Raw genomic sequence first — 24054 nt, forward strand, 5'->3', positions numbered from 1 at the left:
GTCTACCCTCATCAGAGCGTTTCACGTCGCTGGGCGCCCGTGTGTGGCCCTGAAATCGATCCGGACCCCGTTCGCGGTGTCCTACCCGTAGGTATCGCGCGGGCCCCGCCCTGGGACGGCTCTGGGACCCCATTTCCAAGAAGGAACGTCCGGGCCGATGAAACGGAGGTTGTCGACACCCGCGTGCGGATAACGTCTTCCGATCTCGGTGAGGATGGTCGCCCGCATGAATTGCAGGTTCTTCGCCCACGCCGTCGAGTCGCACTTCACCGTCAGCATCCCGTTCTCCAGAGATACGGGTTCGGAGTGTTTTGCGGTGTCGCTTCCGGCGAGATCTGCCCACTGACGGACGAGGTCTTCGCGGGCGAGAGTGATCTCCCACCCTGAATCACGACTGAGCTTGTCGAGCACAGCGCCCAGTGCGCCGGGATCGCGCCCGGGCGTGAATGGAGCGTTGTCGTCGTCATCGCGGATGCGACGCTTGCGCTTCCAGCTCTTCGAACTCGGCTTCAGTCCGCGCAGGCGCAGATAAGTTCCGATGGTCTCGGGGACTTCGGCATCGGTCATGATGCATCCCCCTCATCGGTATCGACTGCCCGGTCATCGCTGATCGTACCCGCGTCAATCCGCACGACATGCCGGTGCAGCGGTTCGGGAATGTCCGCCTCGACTGCAGCGGTGACGATGACCTGCTCGTATCCCGCGGTGAGACTGGCCAATCGCTGGCGACGATCGGCGTCGAGTTCGGCGAAGACATCGTCGAGGATGAGCACCGGATCACCTGCCGGCGACTCGGCGCGCAGAAGCTCAGCGGATGCCAGGCGCAGAGAAAGTGCGACTGACCAGGATTCACCGTGCGAGGCATAACCCTTGACCGGAAGATCGCGCACGCGCATCAGAAGATCATCGCGGTGCGGTCCGACGAGGGTGAGACCGCGGTCGAGTTCCTGCTGCCGCTTGGCGAGAAGAGCCGCACGGAACATCTCGGCGAGTTTGGTGCGCTGGGTCTGCGGCAGTGAATCGACCTCGCCCTCTTCGGGGTCTGCCCCACTCACCGACAACGCCCATTCGAGTTCAGGACTGTGATCTGCACCGGCGATCGCGGAGTATGCCGCGGCCAGCGGATGCTGCAGATCGGATGCCAGGCGCAGACGCGCATCGATGATCTCAGAGCCGAGCGCGATGAGCTTGTCGTCCCAGACTTCGAGCGTCGTGAGCGCTTCGCCTCGGATGCCGCGCGCCCTGGCGGATTTCAGCAGCGCAGTGCGCTGCTTGAGCACCCGGTCGTAATCGGCGAGCACCCCGGTCATGCGCGGAGTGCGCTGAATCAGGAGCTGATCGGCGAATTTCCTGCGTGAAGACGGGTCGCCGCGCACGATCTGGAGGTCTTCCGGGGCGAAGAGCACCACATGCGCGTAGCGCGGAAGTTCATTCGTCTTCGATGGCGAACCGTTGATCCGCGCCTTGTTCGAACCCTGTCGATTGATCTGGACCTCGACGAGGACCCGGCGATCGCCGACCGAGAGTCTGGCGCGAATGACAGCGAACTCGTGACCGTCTCGCACCATCGGTGCATCCGATGAGACCCGATGCGAGCCGAGTGTCGCAAGGAACACGATCGCCTCGGCCAGATTCGTCTTGCCCTGACCATTTCGTCCGACGAGAACATTCGGACCCGGAAGCAGAGCAAGATCTGCGGTCGCGTAATTGCGGAAATCAACCAAGTTCAGGTGCTCCACGATCACGGAGTCAGCCTACCTTCGGGCTCTGACAACGCGACGCTGCGGTCCCTGATGCTTCGACAGGCTCAGTGATCGAAGGGTCAGCGAAGCAGCAGGTTCGGCTGGAGGAGGTACTTGTACGAGTCAAGACCCGCCTGGTCAACCGAGGTCTGGCTCGTGATGAGCACCGGGCTCAGCTTGTTCGCATTGTCACTGGAGGTGAATGTCACGCGGACGAACTCGCTCTTGACCGCACTCAGAGCTTCGGTCAGGTACTGCGGGTTCAGTCCGAGCGTCACTTCGTCGCCACCGGAAAGGTGAGCGTCGACGGATTCAGATGCACGAGCGTGCTCGCTGCCCGAAGCATCCATCGTCACGTTGTCGGAGCTGAACGTGAAACGCAAGGGAGCTGCGCGGTCAAGCACCAGCGCAACACGGCGCACGGCTTCGATGAGATCCGCGGTGTTCACAACCGCGTAGTGGTCGGTCTGCTCGGGGAACAGCCGGCGCACAGGCGGGAAGTTTCCCTTGATCAGCAGCGACGTCACGGTCTTGTTGCCCGCGGTGAAGGCGATGATCTCGCGGTCACCGGTTCCGGAGAACGCGATCTGGATCGTGCCGGCATGCCCGAAGGTCTTGCCGACTTCGGTCAGCGTGCGAGCGGGAACGAGCGCGGTCTGCTCGGATGCTTCGCCATCCCACGGAACATCCCGCAGTGAAACGCGATAGCGGTCGGTGGCGACCAGGCTCAGGTTCTGGCCCGAGACCTCGAGCTGCACACCGGTGAGCACAGGAGTCACGTCGTCGCGGGATGCTGCGAAACCGACCTGTGCGATTGCCGTTGCGAACTCGTCAGCGGGAACGACACCGGAAGATCCGGAGACCTCGGGAATCGAGGGATATTCCTCCACTGGCATGGCTGCCAGCATGAACCGCGCAGATCCACACGTCACGGAGATCCCGCCGTCTTCTTCGACGGCGATCTCGATCGGAGCGTTCGGAAGCCGGCTTGCGATGTCGGAGAGTAGACGACCGTGCACCAGGATCGTGCCCGGTGTGTCGACTGTCGCGTCGATCGTCGTGCGAGCGGATGCCTCGTAGTCGAATGCCGAGAGCGTCAGTCCGTCTGCGCCTGCCTCGATGAGAACACCGGCAAGAATCGGCTGCGGATTGCGCTGTGGCAACAGCTTGACGACGAAGGACACAGCCTCGCTGAATACATCGCGGTTGACCTGGAACCTCACTGGCGCTCCCTCGTCGTGAATTACAAGACCTGAGGGGCATCGGCTCACCTCAGGGGTTCCCATCGTATCCCCACAGCGCGATCGCGCCATACGCCCAAGTTTTCACATCTTCGAGGTGATCGGATGTCAGCCCTAGAGGATTAACTTCTTAACATTGTTAACAGCTGTGGATACTGTGGATAACTCGGTGGATATCAATCGCGAGTAAGGAACTACACACGTGTGAGTTGTGGAATTCCTGAGGAAACCGCGTGAATACGGGTCTGGCGCAGCATCCGCTCAAACCAGAGTTATCCACAGGTTCTGGGGATTCGCACACATTCGTCCCGAACCTGAGGCACATTCATCCACAAGTTATCCACATGTGCAAAGGGGCATTTTGAGGGGTGATTCCCCGCGCGTCAAACTCAGCGGCGACCGAGCTGCGTGGTGATTTCAGTCACCTGGTTGTAGATCGAGCGTCGTTCCTTCATGAGGTCGCTGATCTTCTTGTACGCGTACATCACCGTCGTGTGGTCGCGGTTGCCGAAGAGCTGGCCGATCTTCGGCAGGGACAGGTTCGTACGTTCGCGGCACAGATACATCGCGATCTGACGAGCAGTGGCGATCTGCTGTGAGCGGCTGGATCCGTAGAGGTCATCGACCGTGAGCTTGAAGTACTGCGCCGTCGCCGTGATGATGTCGGTCGGCGAGATGATGTTGTCTTCGGCCGTGTCGACGATGTCGCGGAGAACGGTTTGCGCGAGAGAGATGTCGAGCGCGGAGCGGTTGAGACTGGCAAAGGCGGAGACGCGGATGAGCGCGCCCTCGAGCTCGCGGATGTTCGACGAGACGATCGTCGCGATGTACTCGAGTACTTCATCGGGAATGTGTAGTGCTTCGCTCTGCGCCTTCTTACGGAGGATCGCGATGCGAGTCTCGAGGTCAGGCGCCTGCACATCGGTGATCAGGCCCCACTCGAAGCGGCTGCGCATGCGGTCTTCGAAACCGGTGAGGTGCTTGGGTGCGACATCACTGGTGATCACGATCTGCTTGTTGTGATCGTGCAGGGTGTTGAACGTGTGGAAGAAGGTCTCCTGCGTCTCGGCGCGACCCTGCAAGAACTGGATGTCATCGATCAGAAGGATGTCGACATCGCGGTAGCGGGCCTGGAAAGCAGAGCCGCGGTTGTTCGCAATCGAGTTGATGAAGTCGTTGGTGAATTCTTCGCTCGAGACGTACCGCACCTTTACCCCGGTGTAGAGCGATTGCGCGTAATCACCGATGGCGTGCAGCAGGTGAGTCTTGCCGAGGCCGGAGTCGCCGTAGATGAACAGCGGGTTGTACGCCTTCGCGGGTGCTTCGGCGACAGCGACCGCTGCCGCGTGGGCAAAGCGGTTCGACTGTCCGATGACGAAATTGTCGAACGTGTATTTCGGGTTCAGCCGTGACTCGTGACGCAGCGGGGTCGGCAGTTCGTTGCTGATGTCTGTTCGGGGTGCTTCTGGTCGACCGAAGTCGGCAACGGCGATGGGGGCAGTGGGCTGCTCGGCGAGTTCGTGATTGACGACGACTCGGAAGGAGGTGACATCTTCTCCGAGCTGGGCGAGCGCTTCCATGATCGGCACCCGCAGGCGCTTGTTGATCTGTGCGGCGGTCAGATCATTGGGGACGTCGAGATAGAGCGTCGCGCTCATGACGCCGGCGGGAACGGCGAGGCTCAAGAACCCCTGCAGCTGCGGGGTGACGCGCTCATCCTGATCGAGGAGCTCTGTGACCTCTGCCCAGATAGGAACGTCGGGCTGGGCAGGAGAGGACATGGTGCTCCAGGCGGGTGTTGTCGGAGGAGCAGTGAAACGTGCATTCCCCCTGTGGATAACTTCGGATGCCACGGTAGTCATCCGCGCCGTTATCAGCAACCTGCCTGTGGAAAACCGGGGGTGTGTCTTGCACGCCGCGTGTGTCGAGGTTGTGGATAATTGGCTTGCAGGTAGATGCACAGGCCTGAGCCCTCGCGCGGAGAATTTGCTCTCTGCGCTGTCAAGACGTACCCTTAATCGGTTGACTTATGCCCGGATCTGGGCAGTTCCCCAATGTCTCCGGTCGTACTCATCCGGTGACAGCCATTCCCGGAGTGATTCCATGACCAAGCGTACTTTCCAGCCCAACAACCGTCGTCGTGCCAAGAAGCACGGCTTCCGCGCCCGCATGCGCACTCGCGCCGGCCGCGGCATCCTTGCGGCTCGCCGTGCGAAGGGCCGCACCGAGCTCTCGGCTTAAGCTTCGTGCTCGCCCGTCCGTTCCGACTGACGCGAGGCACTGACTACAAGTCGGTCGTCCGTCGCGGTGTCCGGTGCGGGGGCGCCCGGGTCGTCACCTCGATGTTGACGACCGGTGAAGCACGTGAACCCCGGTTCGGGTTCATCATCAGCAAGCAGGTGGGTACCGCTGTGATCCGCAACACCGTGCGCCGACGGCTGAAGGCCGTGTGCGCAGAAGCGATCGCAGAAGTACCGCAGGGCACGGACGTCGTCATCCGTGCCCTTCCTGCGTCTGCAACCGCATCCTTCAGCGAGCTGAGATCAGATGTGACGCGCTGCCTCGGCAGGCTTGGCCGACAGACGGATGCCGCATGAGCGCACTGCCTTCGTATGCAATGGGCTCTGCTCACCTCCACGGTGGCGACCTCGCGCGCGGCATCCCGTTGGTCCCACGCAATCTGGTCCTCGGTTTCCTCACCGCATATCGCACCGTGATTTCACCGATCTACGGAGATGTGTGTGCCTACTATCCGTCGTGCTCGGCTTACGCTGTAGGAGCGGTTCAGCAGCACGGCGCGATCAAGGGAGCTCTGCTCTCGGCATGGCGCATCCTGCGCTGCAACCCCTGGACCAAGGGCGGCGTTGATGACGTTCGCCCCCACGACCATTTCCGATACGACCTGACCCCCCGAGGTTTCGTCGTACCTTCCCGAAAGGACTGATCAGTGGGTCTTGACCTTCTGCTCGCCTCAGCGACGCCGACACCTAACACCGGGGGCGGCGGATTCGATCTGCTCGGCACCATTCTCTGGCCGCTCAAGTGGGCGGTTGAGCTCATCCTCGTCGCCTGGCACTGGCTGTTCACCGCGGTGGGGCTTCCCGCGGCATCCGGCATCACGTGGATCCTTTCGATCATCGGCCTCGTCATCGTCGTTCGCGCGTCGGTGTTCCCTCTCTTCGTGCGGCAGATCAAGAGCCAGCGCAAGATGATGGAGATCGCGCCGGAGATGAAGAAGATCCAGGCGAAGTACAAAGGCAAGAAAGACCAGCTCTCTCGGGAGGCCATGAGCCGCGAGACGATGGGCCTGTACAAGAAGCACGGCACCTCGCCGATGTCGAGCTGTCTGCCGCTCATCGTGCAGATGCCGATCTTCTTCGCGCTGTTCAGTGTGCTCAACGACGTCACGAAGCACGCGACCCAGGGTCTCGGTGGCGTAGGACTGCTCAGCGCCGAACTCACCCAGGAGTTCTACGACGCGACGATCTTCGGCTCTGTCTCGCTGCAAGGCACGCTCGGGCAGGCCGTCGAAACGCAGAACACGGTCGCGATCGTGCTGCTGGTGATCCTCGTCGTCCTCATGATCGGTTCGCAGTTCTTCACGCAGCTGCAGATTATCTCGAAGAACCTGTCGCCCGAGGCCAAGACCGGCCAGGCGTACCAGATGCAGAAGATCATGCTCTACGTGCTGCCGCTGGGCTTCATCTTCTCGGGTGTCTTCTTCCCGCTGGGTGTCGTCGTGTACTGGTTCATCTCGAACCTGTGGACCATGGCTCAGCAGTTCCTCGTCATCCGTGAGATGCCTACCCCGGGTTCTGAAGCCGCGAAGGCACGCGAAGAGCGTCTGGCTCGCAAGGGCAAGGCAATCGACGCCTCGGGCAAGGTTGTTCCGATGGCGGCGTACGAGGCAGAACAGCAGCGGATGCTGGAAGAAGCAGAGAAGGCGAAGCAGGAGGCGTACAAGCGCCAGCAGCCTGTGAGTAAGAAGCGCGCGAAGAAGAAGGGCTCGAACTGATGGCCACTGACAACGTGACTGAACGCCCTGAGCAGACCGCTGATCAGCTGGAGCACGAAGGCGATGTCGCCGCGGACTTCATCGAAGAGCTTCTCGACATCGCAGACATCGACGGCGATCTGAACCTCGACGTGCGACAGGGTCGTGCGTACGTGTCGGTTGAATCCGAGGATGAGAGCATCTCGGTGCTCTCGAACCCCGACACCGTGCAGGCACTGCAGGAGATCACCCGCCTCGCAGTGCAGAGCAAGACCGGTGCGTTCTCACGGTTGATCCTCGACGTTGGCGGATCTCGTGACGCTCGTCGTCGTCAGCTCGAGAAGCTAGTCGACGCTGCAGTGATCAAGCTTGATGAGGGTGCATCGCAGGCATCCCTGCCCGCAATGTCGAGCTACGAGCGCAAGCTCGTGCACGATGTGGTCGCTGACCGCGACCTCGTTTCGGAATCATACGGCGAGGGTCCGGACCGCCACACGGTCATCCGTCGTCGTTGATGTTTCACGTGAAACATTCATGACTGTTGAGGTTGAGCCCGAGGCTGCACACGCACTGTTCGGTGATCGCATCGAACTGGCACGATCGTTCACTGCCGCGCTTGCTGCTCAGGGTGAAGAGCGCGGTCTGATCGGCCCGCTCGAACTCCCACGTCTGTGGACCCGTCATGTGCTGAACAGCGCGATTTCCGCTCCCCTCTTCCATGGTTCTGCTGCGGACATCGGTTCAGGTGCGGGACTCCCAGGCATCGTCCTGGCCATCGCACGCCCGGACGTGTCGTGGACGTTGGTGGAGCCGATGGAGCGTCGTGTCATCTGGCTCAATGAGCAGGTGGCTGAACTCGATCTGCAGAACGTCACGGTGTTGAGGTCACGCGCGGAAGATGTGCCGCCGACTCAGTTCGACGTCGTGACGGCTCGTGCTGTGAGTGCGCTGCGCACTTTGCTGCCTTGGACAGCGCCGCTCGTGCGCGATGGCGGAGAACTCGTCCTCCTCAAGGGCAAGAATGCGGATGCTGAGATCACTGCAGCAGCAAAGCAGATCAAGAAGTACCGACTGAGCGACGTGCGTGTCGAGGTGCTCGGCGAGGACACTCTGTCGGAGTCGACACGAGTCATTCGAGCAACCGTACGTGGCTGATCCCGTACACGGTCGCTACACAAGTGAAGAGCCAATGTTTCACGTGAAACATTCGGGCGACAATCGCTAGCTCGCACGAGTTCTGCACAGGCTGGCCACTACGTGGATCTCCCTGTCGGAAGACCCCAGTAGAGTGGAACGCGGCCATCGAGAGGAGTGGATGTTTCACGTGAAACAATCCGAGAAGCAAGCACCGAACGATGCATTCGGGATGGATACGCCGCTCGCGAGAGAGATCGCTGATCTGTCGGCCCGTCGTCGCAATCTCGAAGATGTGAAGGTCAGTTTCACCGGAGAGACCCGTATTCTCACGGTGTCGAACCAGAAGGGTGGCGTCGGAAAGACGACGACCGCCGTGAACATCGCTTCGGCGCTGGCTTCACTGGGCGCCAAGGTGATGGTGATCGATCTGGATCCCCAAGGAAACGCGTCGACCGCGCTCGGTGTTCCGCACAATGCTGAGACCCAGAGCATCTACGACGTGCTGATCAATGAGGTTCCGCTCGCTGACGTTCTGCAGCAGAGTCCGGAATCTGAAAACCTCGTGTGTGCGCCCAGCACGATTCACCTCGCGGGTGCAGAGATCGAACTCGTCTCCCAGGTGGCGAGAGAGCATCGCCTCCGCGGAGCACTGGATCAGTATCTCGCTGAGCACCCCATTGACTTCATCATCATCGATTGCCCGCCATCGCTCGGACTGTTGACGATCAACGCGTTCGCCGCGGCAACCGAGGTTTTCATCCCGATTCAGTGCGAGTACTACGCGCTGGAAGGATTGAGCCAGCTGCTCGGCAGTATCCAGATGATTAAGAAGCACCTCAACCCCGCACTGCATCTGTCAACCATCCTGCTGACGATGTACGACGGACGGACCCGTCTCGCGCAGCAGGTCGCCGATGAAGTACGCAATCACTTCCCAGAGCAGGTGTTGAACACGGTTATTCCGCGTTCTGTCCGTGTGTCTGAGGCACCCAGTTTCGGCCAGACGGTGATCACCTACGACGGAGCATCCGCCGGAGCGATCGCGTATCGCGAGGCCGCTGTAGAAATCGCGTCCAAAAAGACGCAGAGCAAGGAGAACTGATGGCGAAGCGCACCGGATTGGGCCGCGGAATCGGCGCCCTTATCCCTACAAGTGATCAGGCGACCCGGCCTGTCGACGTGTTCTTCCCTGGGGCGACGATCACCGCGGATGCAGCGAAGCCGGCGAGCACCGCTCCCGCGGCCGATTCTGAGCCTGACCTCGAAGTGGTTCCCGGCATCCATCTGATTCAGGTTGATCCGAACGCGATTGTCCCGAACCCGCGTCAGCCGCGAACGCACTTCGATGAGAACGAACTCGCAGAGCTGGTGCACAGTGTGCGTGAGTTCGGAGTTCTGCAGCCTGTTGTTGTTCGAAAGAACTCTGAGGGTGAGTACGAACTGATCATGGGGGAGCGGCGCACCCGCGCTGCTCGCGAGGCTGGACTCGAGATGATCCCTGCGATCGTTCGCGAGACCGACGACGAAGATCTCCTCCGTGACGCGCTCCTCGAGAACCTGCACCGATCCGAGCTGAACCCGCTGGAAGAAGCATCCGCCTATCAGCAGCTTCTCGAAGACTTTGGCATCACACAGGAGCAGTTGGCCACACGCATCGGCCGTTCGCGTCCGCAGATCAGCAACACGATCCGTCTGTTGAAGCTCCCTGTGCCTGTTCAGCAGCGCGTTGCGGCGGGTGTCCTCTCCGCGGGGCACGCTCGCGCTCTGCTCTCACTCAACGATGCCGAGCAGATGCAGAGGCTCGCCGACAAGGTGGTCAACGAGGACCTCTCGGTTCGCGCGACTGAGGAGGCCGCCAAGACGCTGCCGGCCGCCGGTTCTAAGAAGGTCAAGCCGCAGCCGGGAGCACGTCGTGCGTATCTCGATGAGGTCGCCGGCAAGCTCGGTGACCGTCTGAATACCCGAGTGAAGATCACTCTGGGCGCACGAAAAGGCCAGGTCGCGATCGAATTCGCGTCGATCCAGGACCTCAACCGGATCCTCAGCGATCTCGGTGAAGAACAGTACGGATCCTGACGCGATTCAGATTTGTCTCGCCCTGATGCGCGACGACTCCTAGAGTGGGCTCAAACGAGGGGGACACATGTCTGATGGAAGCCGCACGCCCGGACGTTTCAGCGCACGAGTAATCGGAATCAGCATCGCGGCCGCTCTGGGCGGCTTCCTGTTCGGCTTTGACACTGCGGTCATCAACGGAGCTGTGGATGCTCTGGCGGGCGCCTTCTCGCTCGGACCCGGACTTCAAGGCTTCGCTGTCTCCTCAGCTCTGATCGGCTGCGCCGTCGGTGCGTGGTTTGCGGGAAGTCTCGCGAACAAGCTCGGTCGCATCCCCGTCATGATCATCGCGGCGGTTCTCTTCCTGGTCTCCGCGATCGGATCAGGTCTCGCTTTCAGTGTGGTCGACCTCATCATCTGGCGTGTGATCGGCGGACTTGGGGTGGGCGCGGCATCCGTCATCGCCCCTGCGTACATCGCCGAAGTCTCGCCGGCGAAAATCCGCGGCAGACTCGGGTCCCTCCAGCAGCTCGCCATCGTCACCGGTATCTTCACCGCGCTGCTCTCCAACGCGCTTCTCGCGACCATCGCCGGTGGCGCAGCGAACATGCTGTGGTTCGGCATCGACGCCTGGCGCTGGATGTTCATGGTCGAGGCGATCCCGGCGATCGTCTACGGCGTGATGGCGATCAGGCTCCCGGAATCTCCACGGTTCCTGGTCGCCAGAGGCCAGATCGACAAGGCATCGCAGGTCCTCTACGACTTCACGGGTGAGTCAGACGTCAACCTCAAAATCGAAGAGATCCGCAAGACGCTGAATGTCGAGCAGAAAGAGTCACTCAAGGACCTTCGTGGTGACAAATTCGGCCTGAAGCCCATTGTGTGGGTGGGCATTCTGCTGAGCGTCTTCCAGCAGTTCGTTGGCATCAATGTGATCTTCTACTACTCGACCACACTCTGGCTTTCGGTTGGATTCGACGAATCGAGTGCCCTGATGACCTCTGTCATCACCTCGATCACGAACATCGTGGTGACGATCATCGCGATCCTCCTCGTCGACAAGGTTGGCCGGCGCCCGATGCTGCTCACCGGATCGATCGGCATGGCAGTGACCCTAGGCATGATGTCCGTGGCCTTCTCGTTCGGCACCCTGCAGGACGGCAACGTCGTCCTCCCGCAGCCGTGGTCACTGATCGCCCTCATCTGCGCCAACGGATTTGTGGTGTTCTTCGGCGCCACCTGGGGTCCGCTGGTCTGGGTGCTGCTGGGGGAGATGTTCCCGAACAGCATCCGCGCCGGTGCTCTGGCAGTCGCCGCCGCCGCTCAGTGGGTGGCGAACTTCTTCATCTCGACGACGTTCCCGGCCTTTGCCGAGATCGGGCTGACCTTCGCCTACGGGTTCTACGCGTTCTTCGCGATCGTGTCGTTCTTCTTCGTGTACTTCCAGGTACCAGAGACTAAGGGTCGAGAGCTCGAAACCATGACGGATGTTGTGAATCTGCCGCGCCGCGGAGGCAAAAAGCACGCGTAGGCTTGAGGTATGTCTGAAGCTGTTCCGCGCCGCGCGAGTCTTGAAGTCCTGCGGGCAGAAGCTTCTGACGAACGCGCGGTCCTCATTCAGGAGCGGCTACTGAACGGCGAGGATCCATGGGAATTCATGGAGGATCTCCCCACCGTCGACGAGCTGGTCGTCTTCTTGCTGCGCGCCGAGAACATTGCGGCGAACAACGGCGTACGACCGAACTCAGCCCGCAACTACCGCGTCATGCGCCAGATCGCACTGGAGTACCCGGAGTTGACCCCGGCTGTGTGGCGACTGCTCGATGAGGGTGCGCGGTACCGCCTCTGGGACGCGTCGATCGCTGACGCCTCGTAGCGAGGCGCGAGGCATGACGCCCCTCGCGTAACAAAACGACAAAACCACGCCGAGACCACATCGTTTCGATGTGGTCTCGGCGTGGTTTTGCAGGTTCGCGAGCGGAATCAGCCGATGTACGCGGCGAGATCCTGCTCAAGAGCGGGCTTCGGCTTGGCGCCGATGATGGTCGTCTTGACCTCGCCGCCCTGGAAGACCTTCATCGCCGGGATCGACGTGATCTGGTACTTCATCGCAAGCTCGGGGTTCTCATCGACGTTGAGCTTCATGATGGTGATCTTGTCGGGGTGCTCAGCCTGGATCTGGTCGAGAACCGGTGCGACCATGCGACATGGTCCACACCACTCGGCCCAGAAGTCCACGAGAACGGGGCCCTCAGCCTGCAGGACGTCCTGTTCGAACGTTGCCTGGCTCGTTACCTTGGCAGTCATCTGATTCTCCTGCTTCTTATCTGTCGAAATTATTCAAGTTCTCCCTCTGTAACAGCAGAGAGGTCTATCGTGTTCCCGTCAGGCAATGACCGCAGCGGCCTCGGCTGCCGGAACCTCCACCGAGGCATCCTCAAAATCCGCGAGGTAGTGCTCAGCGTCGAGGGCAGCGACCGTTCCGGAGCCTGCAGCGGTGATGGCCTGGCGGTAGGTAGGGTCGATGACGTCACCCGCGGCGAAGATGCCGGGCACCGAGGTGCGCGAGGAGCGGCCGTCGACCCAGATCGTGCCCTCAGCGGTGAGCTGGAGCTTGTCGTGCACGAGGTGCGTGCGCGGGTCGTTGCCAATCGCGACGAAGACGCCGTCGAGGGCGAGCTCGCGCGAAGAACCGTCGACCGTCGAACGCAGCGTCACGCCAGAGACCGAATCGCCACCGGTGATCTCGGCGACCTCGCTGTTCCAGATGAACTCGATCTTTTCGTTGGCGAAGGCACGCTCCTGCATGATCTTCGAGGCGCGAAGCGTGTCCTTGCGGTGGATCACGTAGACCTTGGAGGCGAAGCGGGTGAGGAATGTGGCCTCTTCCATCGCCGAGTCGCCGCCGCCGACGACCGCGATCGTCTTCTCACGGAAGAAGAAGCCGTCGCACGTGGCGCACCACGAGACGCCGTACCCGGAGAGACGTTCCTCGCCCTCGATGCCGAGCTTGCGGTACGCCGAACCGGTCGCGTAGATGATCGACTGCGCTTCGTGTTCTGCGCCGCTGCCGAGAACGATCTTCTTGACCGGCCCGTCCACAGAGAGTGACGTGACGTCGTCGTAGACGACCTCGGTGCCGAACTTCTCGGCCTGCTCCTGGAACTTCGCCATCAGCTCAGGACCCTGGATGCCGTCGGGGAAGCCCGGGTAGTTCTCGACATCGGTGGTGTTCATCAGCTCGCCACCGATCTCGACCGAGCTCGCGATGAGCAGGGGCTCGAGATTCGCGCGGGCCGCGTAGATGGCCGCGGTGAATCCGGCGGGGCCGGAGCCGATGATGATGACCTTGCGCATGTGCTCTCTCTTCTCGCCGTTGCAGACGCTCACTGCTTCAAACCAATGGTAGCGGCGTGGCATTCCCGCGCAGGGATGCGCAGACTATGGCGCGATGGGGGTCTGGGCCGCGGCATCCGATTCTTTTGTCTTACGACGACGGACGACGGTGCGGATAACACCCAGGACAAGCAGAATCGCGATGACGCCACCGAGAATGATGAGCCCGATGCTCTCCCATTCCGCGCGCACTGTCACGCTCGCGGTCTGGTCTTCGCCGATGTGCACCCCGGTGGGCGAGGTGAGAGTGAAATGAACGTCGAGCTCGCCGCTTCCGACGCGTGCTTCGACTGGAACCTTGACTCGTGTATTGCTGGCCGGCTGCGCGGTCACCTCGGTGCGCGGTCGCACGTCGAGCCGGGCATCCGATGGGCGGGAGTCGAGGATGACGTTCACCGGCCAGGGCAGATCGTTGCGCACCCAGACCGGCAGCGGAGCGGCGGAGGTGAACAGCTGGATTGGGCTCGGCTGCTGCACCCCCACGGCATTCAGGGTCGCAACGGTTGCCATCCGGTGGCTCGTGACGGCGGCCGGGAAGTTCGAGGCAGCACCCACACCGATCAGGTGCAGGATGCTGAGCCGCTCCGGCGACAGCAGCACGTCAGGGTCGTCGAGGATCGATGCGAATTCTGTCAGCCGGCCCTCGTCAGAGAGGAGGCCCGACAGCGCGGTGGTGCGTTGGTCGCCCGGCTCACCCGCGATGGTGCTGAGCGCGGGTGAGCCGGCGCGCAGATCGTCCATCGTCGTCGGCTGCGCGATCACAGAGACCGACAGAATGGTCTCGCGCAGCGAATCAGATGTGCGGGTCTCATCACGGTCGAGACCAACGAGAAGCGATGTGCCAGCGGCGGCATAGGTGAGCTGGGCGATCCCGGCAGTGATGTCGTTCTCGCGAGACGCGTCGTCGCGCGTCGCGGCAGCATCGGAGAACGAGGCGGATGCTGCGGCATCCGCAGCCATCACCTGATGACCGTCGACATCGATGAGTGCGGATGCTGTGGCGGCCAGAGACGTCGACGGCAGAACTGTCGTCGCGTCGGCGGCGAGATAGGTGTCGAACGTCGACAGATCGGCGGTCTGCACGTCCCCAAGCGGCCAGAGAATTCCGGGAGTTGCGCCGGCGATCGCGGTGAGCTCTTCGTAGGTGGGAAGTTCGGGTTCGTTCGGTGTGGGGGAGGGCGAGGGGGATGCCGACGCAGAAGGCGTGGGCGTCGCGGCGTCGCTCGTCGGTGCGAAGTTCGCCGGGTCGAGGTACGAGTCCAGCGTCAGTGGCTGGAGCAGCGTGGGTAGCTCCGCGCGAGCCTGCACGGTGGCATCCGCATCACCGGGCTGCAGCGCGAAGCGCTCGTTGGAGAGCGATTCGAGTCGCGTGAGCCAGGTGATCGCACTCGTGGGAGCCGCGGTGCCGAGCACTCGGATGGCCGCGGGAATGAGGGGGTCGATCGCCAGCACCGCGGAGGTTCCGGCCACGCCATCCAGTTGCGCGGTCAGCGCGCCATCGGGAGCGGTCAGCGCGGTGAGCTCGTCGGCAGTGAGTAGCGCGCCATCCTTCGGAGTCGTGGTGATCGGCACGAGAACGGTGATCTGTCGTGAGCTGTCGGCGTTGACGATGAGCACACTGCTTGCGATGGCGTCGGACGACAGACCGGTCGTGGACAGTGATCCTCGCAACGGGTACACACCGGGGGCGAGGTCACCGACGGCGCTTGCGGGCGCACTGACGGGCACGGTGATGTTCTCGGACTCCGGCACCGGAAGCGAGTCGTCTGTGCCGAGCGGCGTGAAACTCCCCGCCGCTTCGCCGCTGTCGAGCCACGCCGTCAGCGCCTCGGAACTCGAGAGCGCAGTGCGGTTCAGCTCGACGGTGACCCGACCGGCGGTGAGAGCCTCATCGGTGTCATTCTGCACCGACGCGATAACGGTCACGGGCGCGCCGGGCTGGACCACCCCGTGCACTCCTGCGCGCAGAGAGAGCTGGATCGTGCTGTCATCTGCCGCGTCATTCGCGTCATTCGCGTCATTTGCGGAGGCGACTGCTGCGGTGGGGGAGGCGAGATGAGGCGCGGCGACGAGACCGAAGGCGAGCGCGAAGACGACAGCGACGCGTGCGCCGCGGTGCGCGCGCTCATGTCTGCCGGTTCGGGGGCTGATCAAGTCTCTGGTCTTCCTCGGGCGCCGGGGGTGGCGGATCCGTGAGTTGTGACCCCGCAATTCTAGGTGCGCGCCTTCAGGGTTGCCTGAAGGCGCGTAGAGTGACGGCCGTGTCCGACGCGCTCCCGCCCATCCCTGATCCCGCTCTCATCTCGGCATTGGCCGCAGATCTGGACGGGGTCGACTTCCGCTCTGAACCCCTTCGGATGCTGTGGGGCGAAGAAGCCGATGACGCTCTCGGCCGCGGCGTGCGCGAGCCGCTGCTGCGCGCTGTCGACGGTGACGAGAGCGCCCTGGCAACGCTCGGGCGGCTGCTCATACTCGGGATGCCGCAGCCGACTGCCCTCGTCTCGGAGGCGCTGGTACGGCTGGGAGTGGACGGTCTTGTCGCTCTGGGACTTGCGCGCCTGTCAGAGGCAGACGTCGTTCCCACGGCGCTGATCAGGCCCCAGTCCTTCGTCGACGCTGATGGCATCGGCGAGTGGTGGATCGCCAGCGATCTCGACGAACTGGCACTGGGTTCCGAGCTGCCTGCCGATCACGTGCTGGGGGTGGGTGGAGCATCCCGAACCCTTGCCGAACTCGTCGTTCCCGCACCCGTCTCACGGGCGTTGGATCTCGGAACCGGCTGCGGAATCCAGGCGCTGCTGGTCGCCCGGCACGCTGGTGAGGTCGTCGCGACAGATGTGTCTGAGCGTGCTCTGGCGTTCGCGGCACTGAATGCGCGACTGAACGGGGTGGGGAACATCACGTTCCGGCAGGGGAGCATGTTCGAGCCGGTCGCCGGCGAGGCCTTCGATCTGATCGTGTCGAATCCGCCGTTCGTGATCACTCCGCGCGTGGACGGGGTCACCGCGTATGAGTATCGCGATGGAGGGCTGATCGGCGATGCGCTCGTCGAGCAGTTCGTGCGCTCAGCCGCATCGCACCTGCTGCCCGGCGGCGTTGCGCAGCTGCTGGGCAACTGGGAGTCATCCGGCGAAACCGGTCTCTCCCGTCTCGAATCGTGGATCGCGCCCGAGCTCGACGCTTGGGTCATCGAGCGTGAAGAGCTCACTCCGCTGGGGTACGCGGAACTGTGGATCCGCGATGGCGGTACGACGCCGCGCGATGAGGCATTCGGGCGAATGCTGGAAGCCTGGCTCGACGACTTCACCGCCCGCGGGGTCACCGCCATCGGGTTCGGGTACGTGCTGCTGAGGCGCGGTCCCGCAGGTCACGAGCCGCTCCGCCGTTTCGAGAAACTGTCACAGCCGCTCTCCGGCACGGGGCGGGCGCTGCGCGACGGTCTTTCCGCTCATGACATTTTGGCTGAGGGGTTGCCGCAGACCCTGGTCACGGCATCCGATGTCACCGAGGCGCGGCACTACATGCCCGGCGATGATGACCCGAGCGTGATCGAACTTCGTCAGGGCGGCGGGTTCGGCCGGACGATCTCGGTGGATTCTGCGCTCGCCGGATTCGTCGGCGCGTGCGATGGCGACCTCACCGTCGCGCAGATCGTTGCGGCGTTGGCTGATCTGTTCGAGGTGTCGCTCGCTGACCTGTGGGCGGAGCTCGAGCCGCGCATCCGCGACCTCGTGCGCGACGGCTTCCTGGTGCCGGAGGTTCGGTGAACGGCCGGGAATGCCGCGGGTATGCATGCGGTTGCATGAAGCTATGAAGGCTTTCGGATTCCTCTCGTTCGGGCATTACGCCGATGTGCCGGGTTCCGGCACGCGCACAGCCGGCGAGATGCTGCATCAGCACATCGACCTCGCGGTCGGCGCCGATGAGATCGGCGTGAACGGCGCGTACATGCGCGTGCACCACTTCGCCCGCCAGGCGGCGTCTCCTATGCCGCTGCTGGCCGCGGTGGCCGCGAAGACCGAGCGCATCGAAGTCGGCACCGGTGTGATCGACATGCGCTACGAGAACCCGCTGCAGTTTGCCGAAGAGGCAGCTGCCCTCGACCTCATCGCCCGCGGGCGCATCGCACTGGGTGTGAGCCGCGGCTCACCCGAGACCGCGCTGCGCGGTTACGAGGCGTTCGGGTACGTCGGTTCTGAAGACCCGCGCGGGGCTGATATCGCTCGTGACAAGTTCGAGCTGTTCCTCGAGGCGATCGACGGCGCAGGCGTCGTGCAGGGTGATCCTCAGCAGGTCGGCGAGGGCCGGTACCTTGCCGTTGAACCGCGCTCCGAGACTCTGCGCGACCACATCTGGTGGGGCTCGGGGTCCCGCACGAGCGCGGAGGAGACCGGCCGCAAAGGCCTGAACCTGATGAGCTCGACGCTGCTCACCGAGGCGACAGGGGCGGAGTTCCACGTGCTGCAGCGTGAGCAGATCGATATGTACCGGGCGGCCTACAAGGATGCCGGTCACACGAGGACTCCGCGGGTCTCGGTCAGCCGCAGCGTCTTCCCGTTGATCAACGACATGGACCGGGCCTACTTCGGGCTTCGCAGCGCCGAGAATGGCGACCAGATCGGCATCATCGACGGGATGCGCTCCACGTTCGGCAAGACCTACGCCGCTGAACCCGATGCGCTGATCTCGCAGCTGAAGCAGGACGAAGCGGTCATGGCCGCTGACACGCTGATGCTCACGATCCCCACGCAACTGGGTGTTGCTTATTGTGTACATATCTTGGAGTCGTTCGCGAAGCATGTAGCACCCTCGCTTGGCTGGAAGCCAAACTGGGAGGGCCCGGTCGAGGGATACGCGATCTGAGCGCGATTCCTCGACCCACGCACACATTGTCGAGGGCTGGCTAGGATGGGCTGAGATCGCAGCCCAGGCGTGCTCATGGCACGACAAGAGGCCGTGGAGCTTTCGCCTCCCCGCCTCTTGCCGATTGAAACCTCAGTGAGTGGTGGGTACCACCTGGATGGGAACGAAAGCCCTTCCACACCAAGGCAGCTTCCGATAGAACCGGCCACGGCTGTTGCTTCAGCTTGCTAGCCATTGCCACCTCCGCGTCAAACATGGTGGGTGTGCAGACGTTCGGGCTATGGGCCTTGGACTTCTTCTTACTTCTTCCGACGCAAGAGCGCCACTGAGACTCCGATTCCCACGATGATTACGGTGCTTCCGCCGAGTACCCACGGTAGCGCTCCAGCCCCGGTGGCGGGTGGTGCGGTTGGTTCTGGTGTCGGCGCGGGGTAGACATCGTCGGGTGTGGGGAGTTGGTCGTCGGTGAACAGTGGATTCTCGTCTGGATACTGAGACGGATCGTGTTCGATCATGCGGGTGGCGTTGACAGGGCCGTATCCAAAAGTGTCTGACCAGGCCAGGTCGTGTGGGGCGGTGCCGGTGTTGTGGATGAGCGATTGCAGAATTTGGTTCGGCGTTGCGTCTGGCCATTTCTGCATGGCGAGTGCGATGACACCTGACACGAGGGGCGTCGCTGCGGAATTTCCCGACCAGGGAGACGTTCCCCAGGTGCCATCCCAGCCGACGCCGGACACGTCGATTCCTGGTGCGGAGACGTCGACATCTTCGAACGTCATCGGTGTGCCATCGGGCCACGGAGCCGCGTTTGATGCGACATCGAAGGAGGCTACATTTACAACACCATTCATCGTTGTGAGTGTCGAAATGAGCGTGGTGTCCTCGTTTGAAAGCGCAGTGACGATCAGCGCGCCTGCCTGCAGTGCCGCGGTCACGCTCGCGACCTCGGCCTCGTTACCAACGGGAAGTACTCCAGTGCCACCGGAAAAGCTGACGATGTCGGCGCCCGCACCGACTGCGTCATCGAGCGCTCGGGTGAAGTTCGTGCCGTTAGGGCATTCGGTGTTCAGCACACCGTAGAAGAGAATCTTCACCCCGGGAGCGACACCTACGGGCCCCGCGCCAGACTCTGATGTTCCGTTTCCGACGAGCAACGATGTCACGGATGATCCGTGTCCCTCGAGGACGGTGCCGTTGTACGGCACCGCGATGGGGGCGGGGCATCCTTCAAGTTCTCGAATCTCGATGTCGGCGTCCTGAAGCCCTGGGAGATCAGGATCGATCTCGTCATCGAACACCGCGATCGTGATGCCTTCTCCAGTGATTCCGGCATCGTGCACAGCGGAAACCTGGAGGGCATCGAGGTACCAGAGAGCGTCAGCGTCGGTATCGGCGCTTGCCGCTGACGCGAAAGACAGCCCGAGCGAGCCTAAGATCACACCAGCTACGAGCATCCGCCGCACGCGGGGTTGAGAACTCAAAGGCCCTCTCCACCATCGGCCTTGAGTACTTGCTCAAAGTTCACGTTGATTTCCATCGATATCGCAGCCCCCTCCGGCGTCACACAAGCTTAGCTTCCGGCCACTCGACGCAGTTCAAATGGACAGCGTCGAGTGAATTCGGTAAATATGCTCGATGACGTCCTGGCCCATGCCATCGACATACGATGTTTCCGAGCCGACTTCAACGAATCCCGCGCGGACTACTATCTGCGCTTGAACCGCGTACCACGCTAACGACTACCGAACCAATTGGGTGTCGATTACAACCTGCACGTGCTCGAATCATTCGCGAAATACGTCGCACCTGAACTCGGCTGGAAGCCGAACACGGAAGGCCCCGTCGAGGGATACGCGATCTGACTACGCCGGATCAGCGACTGATGTACGAGTATCCGGAGGAGCCTGCTGTCCTACATCAGTCCAGACCTCGGTGAGCTGAAGGATCTGACCGTCGGCCATGCGCGCAAAGCTTGCGCAGGAAAAATGCTCGGTTCCTGCGGCCCCTCGACTGGTGACATGGGAACGACAGGCGGCCTCAGCCTCGGCCGCCACAAGTTCCTCAATCTTCAATCGGTCAAAATCTGGGTAGCCCGCATTGAACTGAATCCACTCGGTGCGGGAGAACGACTCACCTGTGTGTACCAAATGGCAGAGAAACTCTGGGTGAAGGTACTGCTCAAGGTCATCCCAACGATGCTCATCGATTGCGGACATGAGCCCTCGTAGCGCTACGCCGGCTTCCATGGATCAATAGTATCCGGGCGCCCATGCGCCCTTATAGGCCTGCCCCGAACCAATTGGGTGTCGATTACAACCTGCACGTGCTCGAATCATTCGCGAAATACGTCGCACCTGAACTCGGCTGGAAGCCGAACACAGATGGCCCGGTCGAGGGACACCCGATGTAAGCAATGGTGTCGAATGCAGCACGAGCAATTTGCCTGCGCAACACAGCCTCTTGTGCGGCATAGTGCGATGCCGGAAAATCAAGCGCATGCGGGGGTGAGGTTGCTGCATATGGCGTGAGGTGGTGTCCCAGCTCGACGTCGGCCCCGGCCCCATCGGTACAAAGGAGTACAGAATGGGAAAAACATTGCGTGTCTACGTGGTGCTCGCGGTCTGCGCAGCCGTGGTTGCGACTGTCGCCGTAGCCACCGCAGTGGCCCGGAATGCCCCGGACTTTTCGCATACCGCCTCGATTGCGAGCGCGGATGCAGAGGCGTTGCTCGCTGAGCATGATGCCTCGTCGCTTTCTCTGGCTTTGGTAACCGGCGATGAGGTGGCGTGGTCAGCAACGTTCGGGGCCGTGGATACAGACGGCGCCCCGCCGACAGCGGAGACGCTGTACGGCATCGGATCTGTCAGCAAGATGATCACCACGGTGGCGGTGATGCAGCTAGTAGACGCGGGTCTGGTGCACCTCGATGCCTCGATCACCGATTACATCACTGACTTTCGGATGGCCGATCCAAACTTTACGCAAATCACGGTGCGCATGCTCCTGAACCACTCGGCGGGGTTTCCCGGCACCGACTATGCCAATGGCTTCACGACCAGCCCGTTCGCCGACTACGCCGGGCAGATGCTCGGCAACTTAGCGCAGTCGCGGCTAAAGAGCATTCCAGGCTCAGTGGCGGTGTACTGCAACGACTGCTTCACGATGGCCGGACTTCTCGTCGAGCGTGTAAGCGGCATGCCCTTTACAGAGTACGTCGATGCCCGAGTGTTCGAGCCTCTTGGTATGACCCGCACGATATACCCCACGATCGCGTTGGACCCAGATAGTTTCGCACCGGTGATCGTCGAGGGCGTCACCCAGCCAGCGGAATACCTCAACCTCCATGCGTCCGGTGCGATTTTCTCGACCCCTCAGGAGATGGCACGACTTGCGAAGGTGCTACTTGGCGACGGAACGTGGCGGGGAACGCAGGTGCTCTCAGCCGCTGCGATCGAGGAGATGGGGCTAGACCAGATAGCTGGCACACTCGAGCCCATTTCTACGACCACGTTCCAGTACGGCCTCGGCTGGGACACGGTGACGGACCCCGGGTTGGCAGCGGTGGGGGCACGCGGGTGGACCAAGGGTGGTGACACCGTGGATTACCACGCGACCTTCATGCTTGCGCCAGATTCCGATGTCGGCGTGATCATCACTGCCGCCGGACGCCACCTTGGCTCGGGGATGCTGAGCACTCTCGCTCAGACGATCTTGCGTAGCGCGATCAGCGAAATCGATGGGGCTGCGCTCCAACCGGCGACTTTGGATGAAAAGGGCCAGGAGCCGGCCACGGCTACAGATGAAGAACTGGCCGCGATGGCCGGATCGTACGCGGGGTCGATATTGGTTCGCGTTGAAGCAACACCCGAGGGCTCGCTAAAAGTGAACGCGTACACCGGCGGGGAATGGCTGCCACCCGAGACTTACACGCTACGCAAAGACGGCCTCTTTTGGCGGACGACCGAGCCATCTCGGTCGTTGCAAACGCGTGTTGCTTGGGGTCGGACTTACCTTGTCCTTCAGCTTCCAGATCAGTCGGGAGGCTTTCTGGACACCTCGATTCTCGGTGAAAAGGTTTCACCGAACGGAGCGCTCGAGGCTGCCTGGGCGCAACGCGTGGGCCGAACATGGGTGATGACTAACGAGCGTTCGGACTCATTGCTCTGGAACGGCAACCCAACTCTCACCATGGCAGATCCGGATGACACCGGTTACCTGTGGGTCACTCACGCCCAGGGCTCGACGCCCGTTGATCCGCGAGGCAGCGACGAAGTGGCAGCGATGTTCGTGCAGCTCCCCGCGGTGAACGGGCGCGACATGAATGATCTGCGCATCTTCTCCCGCGATGGCGAGGAGTGGGTGCAGCACGGCTCGGGAACGTATCGTCCTGTCGAGTTTCTTCCCCAGCTCGAAGAAGGCGAGGTGCGGATAGAGATCGGCGACGATTCGGCTGCGGAATGGTTGTCCGTACCGGCCGATACGCGACTTGAGTCGGTCGGCGGCATCTGGCGTGCCTACACACAGGACGGTCACGCGATCGACGTTGCGGCCGGCTCGAGCATACTTCCAGCCGGATCATTGGTCGTCGTGTTTGGAAAGGCGGGCGAGACCGTCACTCTCAGCGCTGAGAGGACCTGAGGCGATTTAATGATCTCGTTCGCGAAGCATGTAGCCCCCTCGCTCGGCTGGAAGCCGAACGGGGAGGGCCCGGTCGAGAGATACGCGATCTGAGTCCACCGCGGCGCTCCGCTGTGGAGGTAGCAGCACCTCTGACATCCCTAGCCAAGAGGCTCTCGGGGTCTTGTTAGGCTGCGGTCATGCAGTTCTCGGCCTTCGAAGAGTATCGACTTCGTTCAGGCTTGGCCGCTTCGGAGATTGTCTCAGAGGAGCAGGACAGCGACTATGAGGCCGGTCGAGTAGAGATAGGTTCGGGCAGCTGGCGCATCCGGACGGCGCGAGTCACTCCAACAAAGCCGGGTGCATTCGTAGCGGTGTGGAAAAGATCGCCAACGGGAAAGACTCAACCGTTTGAGAGCACTGATAGCTGCGAGGGCCTCATGGTCTTCGTGAAAGACGGGGCACGGTTCGGGGTATTCACTTTTTCTCGCGAGCATCTGGTGGGACTCGGTATTGTTCAGTCTTCTCTTGCCCCGGGGAAGAGGGGATTTCGGGTTTACCCCACATGGTGCACGAACTTGAACGCTCAGGCGACTCGCACTCAACGCGCCCAAACTGGCGCTTTCACTGAGCTATCCGCGTGATGGCAGCACGATCGCGGTGTAGAGCGGGCCGGTACGCTTCAGCCATGAGTTACTCGCTGAACGGCAGTTCGAATGACGATCGTGTCGACCAGCTGAGGCGTCAGCACCAGCAGCGACAGACTCGCTTCTTCATCGCGTTCGCCGTGATCGAGGGATTCGCGTTCATCACCACGCTGATAGTTGTCTTCGCGCTCGGTCTGGTCGACGCCGACCTCGGCGTCTGGATCCTGTTGGCCATCGCGCTCATCGGAGGAGCGTTCATGAGCGTCTCTCTTCTCGCGATGAGGCGCCGCCACAGCCAGGAGATCCGCGACATCACTGGCTATCCAGGCTGAAACGACGGTGCGCCGCCGGAGCAGAGCCTC

General features: G+C 62.1%; 24 protein-coding genes and 2 pseudogenes. 17 read left to right on the forward strand and 9 right to left on the reverse strand.

Annotated elements, in window-relative coordinates:
- Positions 1-81: 81 nt before the first annotated feature.
- The 4 genes from ACTU6V_RS01285 to dnaA all read right to left on the reverse strand — a co-directional run bounded on the left by ACTU6V_RS01285 (position 82) and on the right by dnaA (position 4764).
- A complete protein-coding gene (locus ACTU6V_RS01285) occupies positions 82-567 on the reverse strand; it encodes a DciA family protein (RefSeq protein WP_443469748.1) in 486 nt (161 codons plus the stop codon).
- Positions 564-1745 (reverse strand): DNA replication/repair protein RecF, encoded by a 1182-nt coding sequence (gene recF / locus ACTU6V_RS01290; RefSeq protein ID WP_443474700.1) that lies wholly within the window; start codon positions 1743-1745, stop codon positions 564-566. Before recF ends, ACTU6V_RS01285 begins: the two co-directional genes overlap by 4 nt.
- Positions 1746-1822: 77 nt before the next feature.
- Positions 1823-2965 (reverse strand): DNA polymerase III subunit beta, encoded by a 1143-nt coding sequence (gene dnaN / locus ACTU6V_RS01295; RefSeq protein WP_443474701.1) that lies wholly within the window; start codon positions 2963-2965, stop codon positions 1823-1825.
- Between the two features lie 407 nt (positions 2966-3372).
- On the reverse strand, positions 3373-4764 hold the full coding sequence (gene dnaA / locus ACTU6V_RS01300) for a chromosomal replication initiator protein DnaA (protein ID WP_443469751.1): 1392 nt from the start codon (positions 4762-4764) through the stop codon (positions 3373-3375).
- A gap of 322 nt (positions 4765-5086) precedes the next feature.
- On the opposite strand from dnaA, the gene rpmH reads away from it, so the two are divergent.
- The 10 genes from rpmH (at position 5087) to ACTU6V_RS01350 (ending at position 12045) form a co-directional block, all read left to right on the forward strand.
- Complete coding sequence (rpmH, locus tag ACTU6V_RS01305; protein WP_045278552.1) at positions 5087-5224, forward strand: 50S ribosomal protein L34; 138 nt, start codon at positions 5087-5089, stop codon at positions 5222-5224.
- Positions 5225-5229: 5 nt separating this feature from the next.
- Positions 5230-5580, forward strand: a complete 351-nt coding sequence (rnpA, locus tag ACTU6V_RS01310) for a ribonuclease P protein component (RefSeq protein WP_443469752.1) — start codon at positions 5230-5232, stop codon at positions 5578-5580.
- Positions 5577-5927, forward strand: a complete 351-nt coding sequence (gene yidD, locus ACTU6V_RS01315; protein WP_443469753.1) for a membrane protein insertion efficiency factor YidD — start codon at positions 5577-5579, stop codon at positions 5925-5927. The genes rnpA and yidD overlap by 4 nt, the downstream gene beginning before the upstream one ends.
- A 3-nt stretch (positions 5928-5930) precedes the next feature.
- Positions 5931-6998, forward strand: a complete 1068-nt coding sequence (gene yidC, locus ACTU6V_RS01320) for a membrane protein insertase YidC (RefSeq protein WP_443474702.1) — start codon at positions 5931-5933, stop codon at positions 6996-6998.
- Positions 6998-7492, forward strand: coding sequence for a Jag family protein (locus tag ACTU6V_RS01325; RefSeq protein ID WP_443469755.1), 495 nt, complete (start codon positions 6998-7000; stop codon positions 7490-7492). Before yidC ends, ACTU6V_RS01325 begins: the two co-directional genes overlap by 1 nt.
- 19 nt (positions 7493-7511) lie before the next feature.
- Entirely contained in the window at positions 7512-8132 is a 621-nt protein-coding gene (rsmG, locus tag ACTU6V_RS01330; protein ID WP_443474703.1) for a 16S rRNA (guanine(527)-N(7))-methyltransferase RsmG, read from the forward strand.
- Between the two features lie 160 nt (positions 8133-8292).
- Positions 8293-9216: a ParA family protein gene (locus ACTU6V_RS01335; protein WP_443474704.1), complete on the forward strand. Its 924-nt coding sequence runs from the start codon at positions 8293-8295 to the stop codon at positions 9214-9216.
- Positions 9216-10190, forward strand: a complete 975-nt coding sequence (locus ACTU6V_RS01340; RefSeq protein WP_443469758.1) for a ParB/RepB/Spo0J family partition protein — start codon at positions 9216-9218, stop codon at positions 10188-10190. The genes ACTU6V_RS01335 and ACTU6V_RS01340 overlap by 1 nt, the downstream gene beginning before the upstream one ends.
- Before the next feature lie 67 nt (positions 10191-10257).
- Complete coding sequence (locus tag ACTU6V_RS01345; protein ID WP_443469759.1) at positions 10258-11700, forward strand: sugar porter family MFS transporter; 1443 nt, start codon at positions 10258-10260, stop codon at positions 11698-11700.
- Between the two features lie 9 nt (positions 11701-11709).
- Positions 11710-12045 (forward strand): tryptophan synthase subunit alpha, encoded by a 336-nt coding sequence (locus ACTU6V_RS01350; RefSeq protein ID WP_443469760.1) that lies wholly within the window; start codon positions 11710-11712, stop codon positions 12043-12045.
- A 107-nt stretch (positions 12046-12152) separates the two neighbouring features.
- Here the strand turns inward: ACTU6V_RS01350 and trxA are convergent, their stop codons facing one another.
- The 3 genes from trxA to ACTU6V_RS01365 all read right to left on the reverse strand — a co-directional run bounded on the left by trxA (position 12153) and on the right by ACTU6V_RS01365 (position 15719).
- Positions 12153-12506, reverse strand: a complete 354-nt coding sequence (gene trxA / locus ACTU6V_RS01355) for a thioredoxin (RefSeq protein WP_417509667.1) — start codon at positions 12504-12506, stop codon at positions 12153-12155.
- 48 nt (positions 12507-12554) lie between these two features.
- The gene (gene trxB, locus ACTU6V_RS01360) at positions 12555-13526 is read right to left on the reverse strand and encodes a thioredoxin-disulfide reductase (RefSeq protein WP_443469761.1); all 972 of its coding nucleotides are present in this window, start codon (positions 13524-13526) and stop codon (positions 12555-12557) included.
- An 84-nt stretch (positions 13527-13610) separates the two neighbouring features.
- The gene (locus tag ACTU6V_RS01365; protein WP_443474705.1) at positions 13611-15719 is read right to left on the reverse strand and encodes a DUF6049 family protein; all 2109 of its coding nucleotides are present in this window, start codon (positions 15717-15719) and stop codon (positions 13611-13613) included.
- Between the two features lie 98 nt (positions 15720-15817).
- On the opposite strand from ACTU6V_RS01365, the gene ACTU6V_RS01370 reads away from it, so the two are divergent.
- Entirely contained in the window at positions 15818-17332 is a 1515-nt protein-coding gene (locus tag ACTU6V_RS01370; RefSeq protein ID WP_443474706.1) for a class I SAM-dependent methyltransferase, read from the forward strand.
- A 43-nt stretch (positions 17333-17375) separates the two neighbouring features.
- A complete protein-coding gene (locus tag ACTU6V_RS01375; protein ID WP_443474707.1) occupies positions 17376-18428 on the forward strand; it encodes an LLM class flavin-dependent oxidoreductase in 1053 nt (350 codons plus the stop codon).
- 299 nt (positions 18429-18727) lie between these two features.
- Here ACTU6V_RS01375 and ACTU6V_RS01380 read toward each other — a convergent pair whose 3' ends face one another.
- Positions 18728-19909: a S8 family peptidase gene (locus tag ACTU6V_RS01380; RefSeq protein WP_443474708.1), complete on the reverse strand. Its 1182-nt coding sequence runs from the start codon at positions 19907-19909 to the stop codon at positions 18728-18730.
- 258 nt (positions 19910-20167) lie between these two features.
- Here ACTU6V_RS01380 and ACTU6V_RS01385 point away from each other — a divergent pair.
- Positions 20168-20290, forward strand: a pseudogene (locus ACTU6V_RS01385) (LLM class flavin-dependent oxidoreductase); the annotation flags it as partial.
- Here the strand turns inward: ACTU6V_RS01385 and ACTU6V_RS01390 are convergent.
- Complete coding sequence (locus ACTU6V_RS01390) at positions 20291-20644, reverse strand: nuclear transport factor 2 family protein (RefSeq protein ID WP_443469954.1); 354 nt, start codon at positions 20642-20644, stop codon at positions 20291-20293.
- 74 nt (positions 20645-20718) lie between these two features.
- Here ACTU6V_RS01390 and ACTU6V_RS01395 point away from each other — a divergent pair.
- From ACTU6V_RS01395 to ACTU6V_RS01410, 4 genes and pseudogenes are all read left to right on the forward strand, one after another.
- Positions 20719-20838: pseudogene (locus ACTU6V_RS01395) on the forward strand (LLM class flavin-dependent oxidoreductase); the annotation flags it as partial.
- 173 nt (positions 20839-21011) lie between these two features.
- Complete coding sequence (locus ACTU6V_RS01400; protein ID WP_443474709.1) at positions 21012-23066, forward strand: serine hydrolase domain-containing protein; 2055 nt, start codon at positions 21012-21014, stop codon at positions 23064-23066.
- A 179-nt stretch (positions 23067-23245) separates the two neighbouring features.
- A complete protein-coding gene (locus tag ACTU6V_RS01405) occupies positions 23246-23689 on the forward strand; it encodes a MepB family protein (protein ID WP_443469952.1) in 444 nt (147 codons plus the stop codon).
- 44 nt (positions 23690-23733) lie between these two features.
- Entirely contained in the window at positions 23734-24024 is a 291-nt protein-coding gene (locus ACTU6V_RS01410) for a hypothetical protein (protein WP_443469951.1), read from the forward strand.
- Positions 24025-24054: the final 30 nt, after the last annotated feature.

Origin of the sequence: Microbacterium zouquanmingi (genome assembly GCF_052266675.1) — a bacterium.
GTDB lineage: Bacteria > Actinomycetota > Actinomycetes > Actinomycetales > Microbacteriaceae > Microbacterium.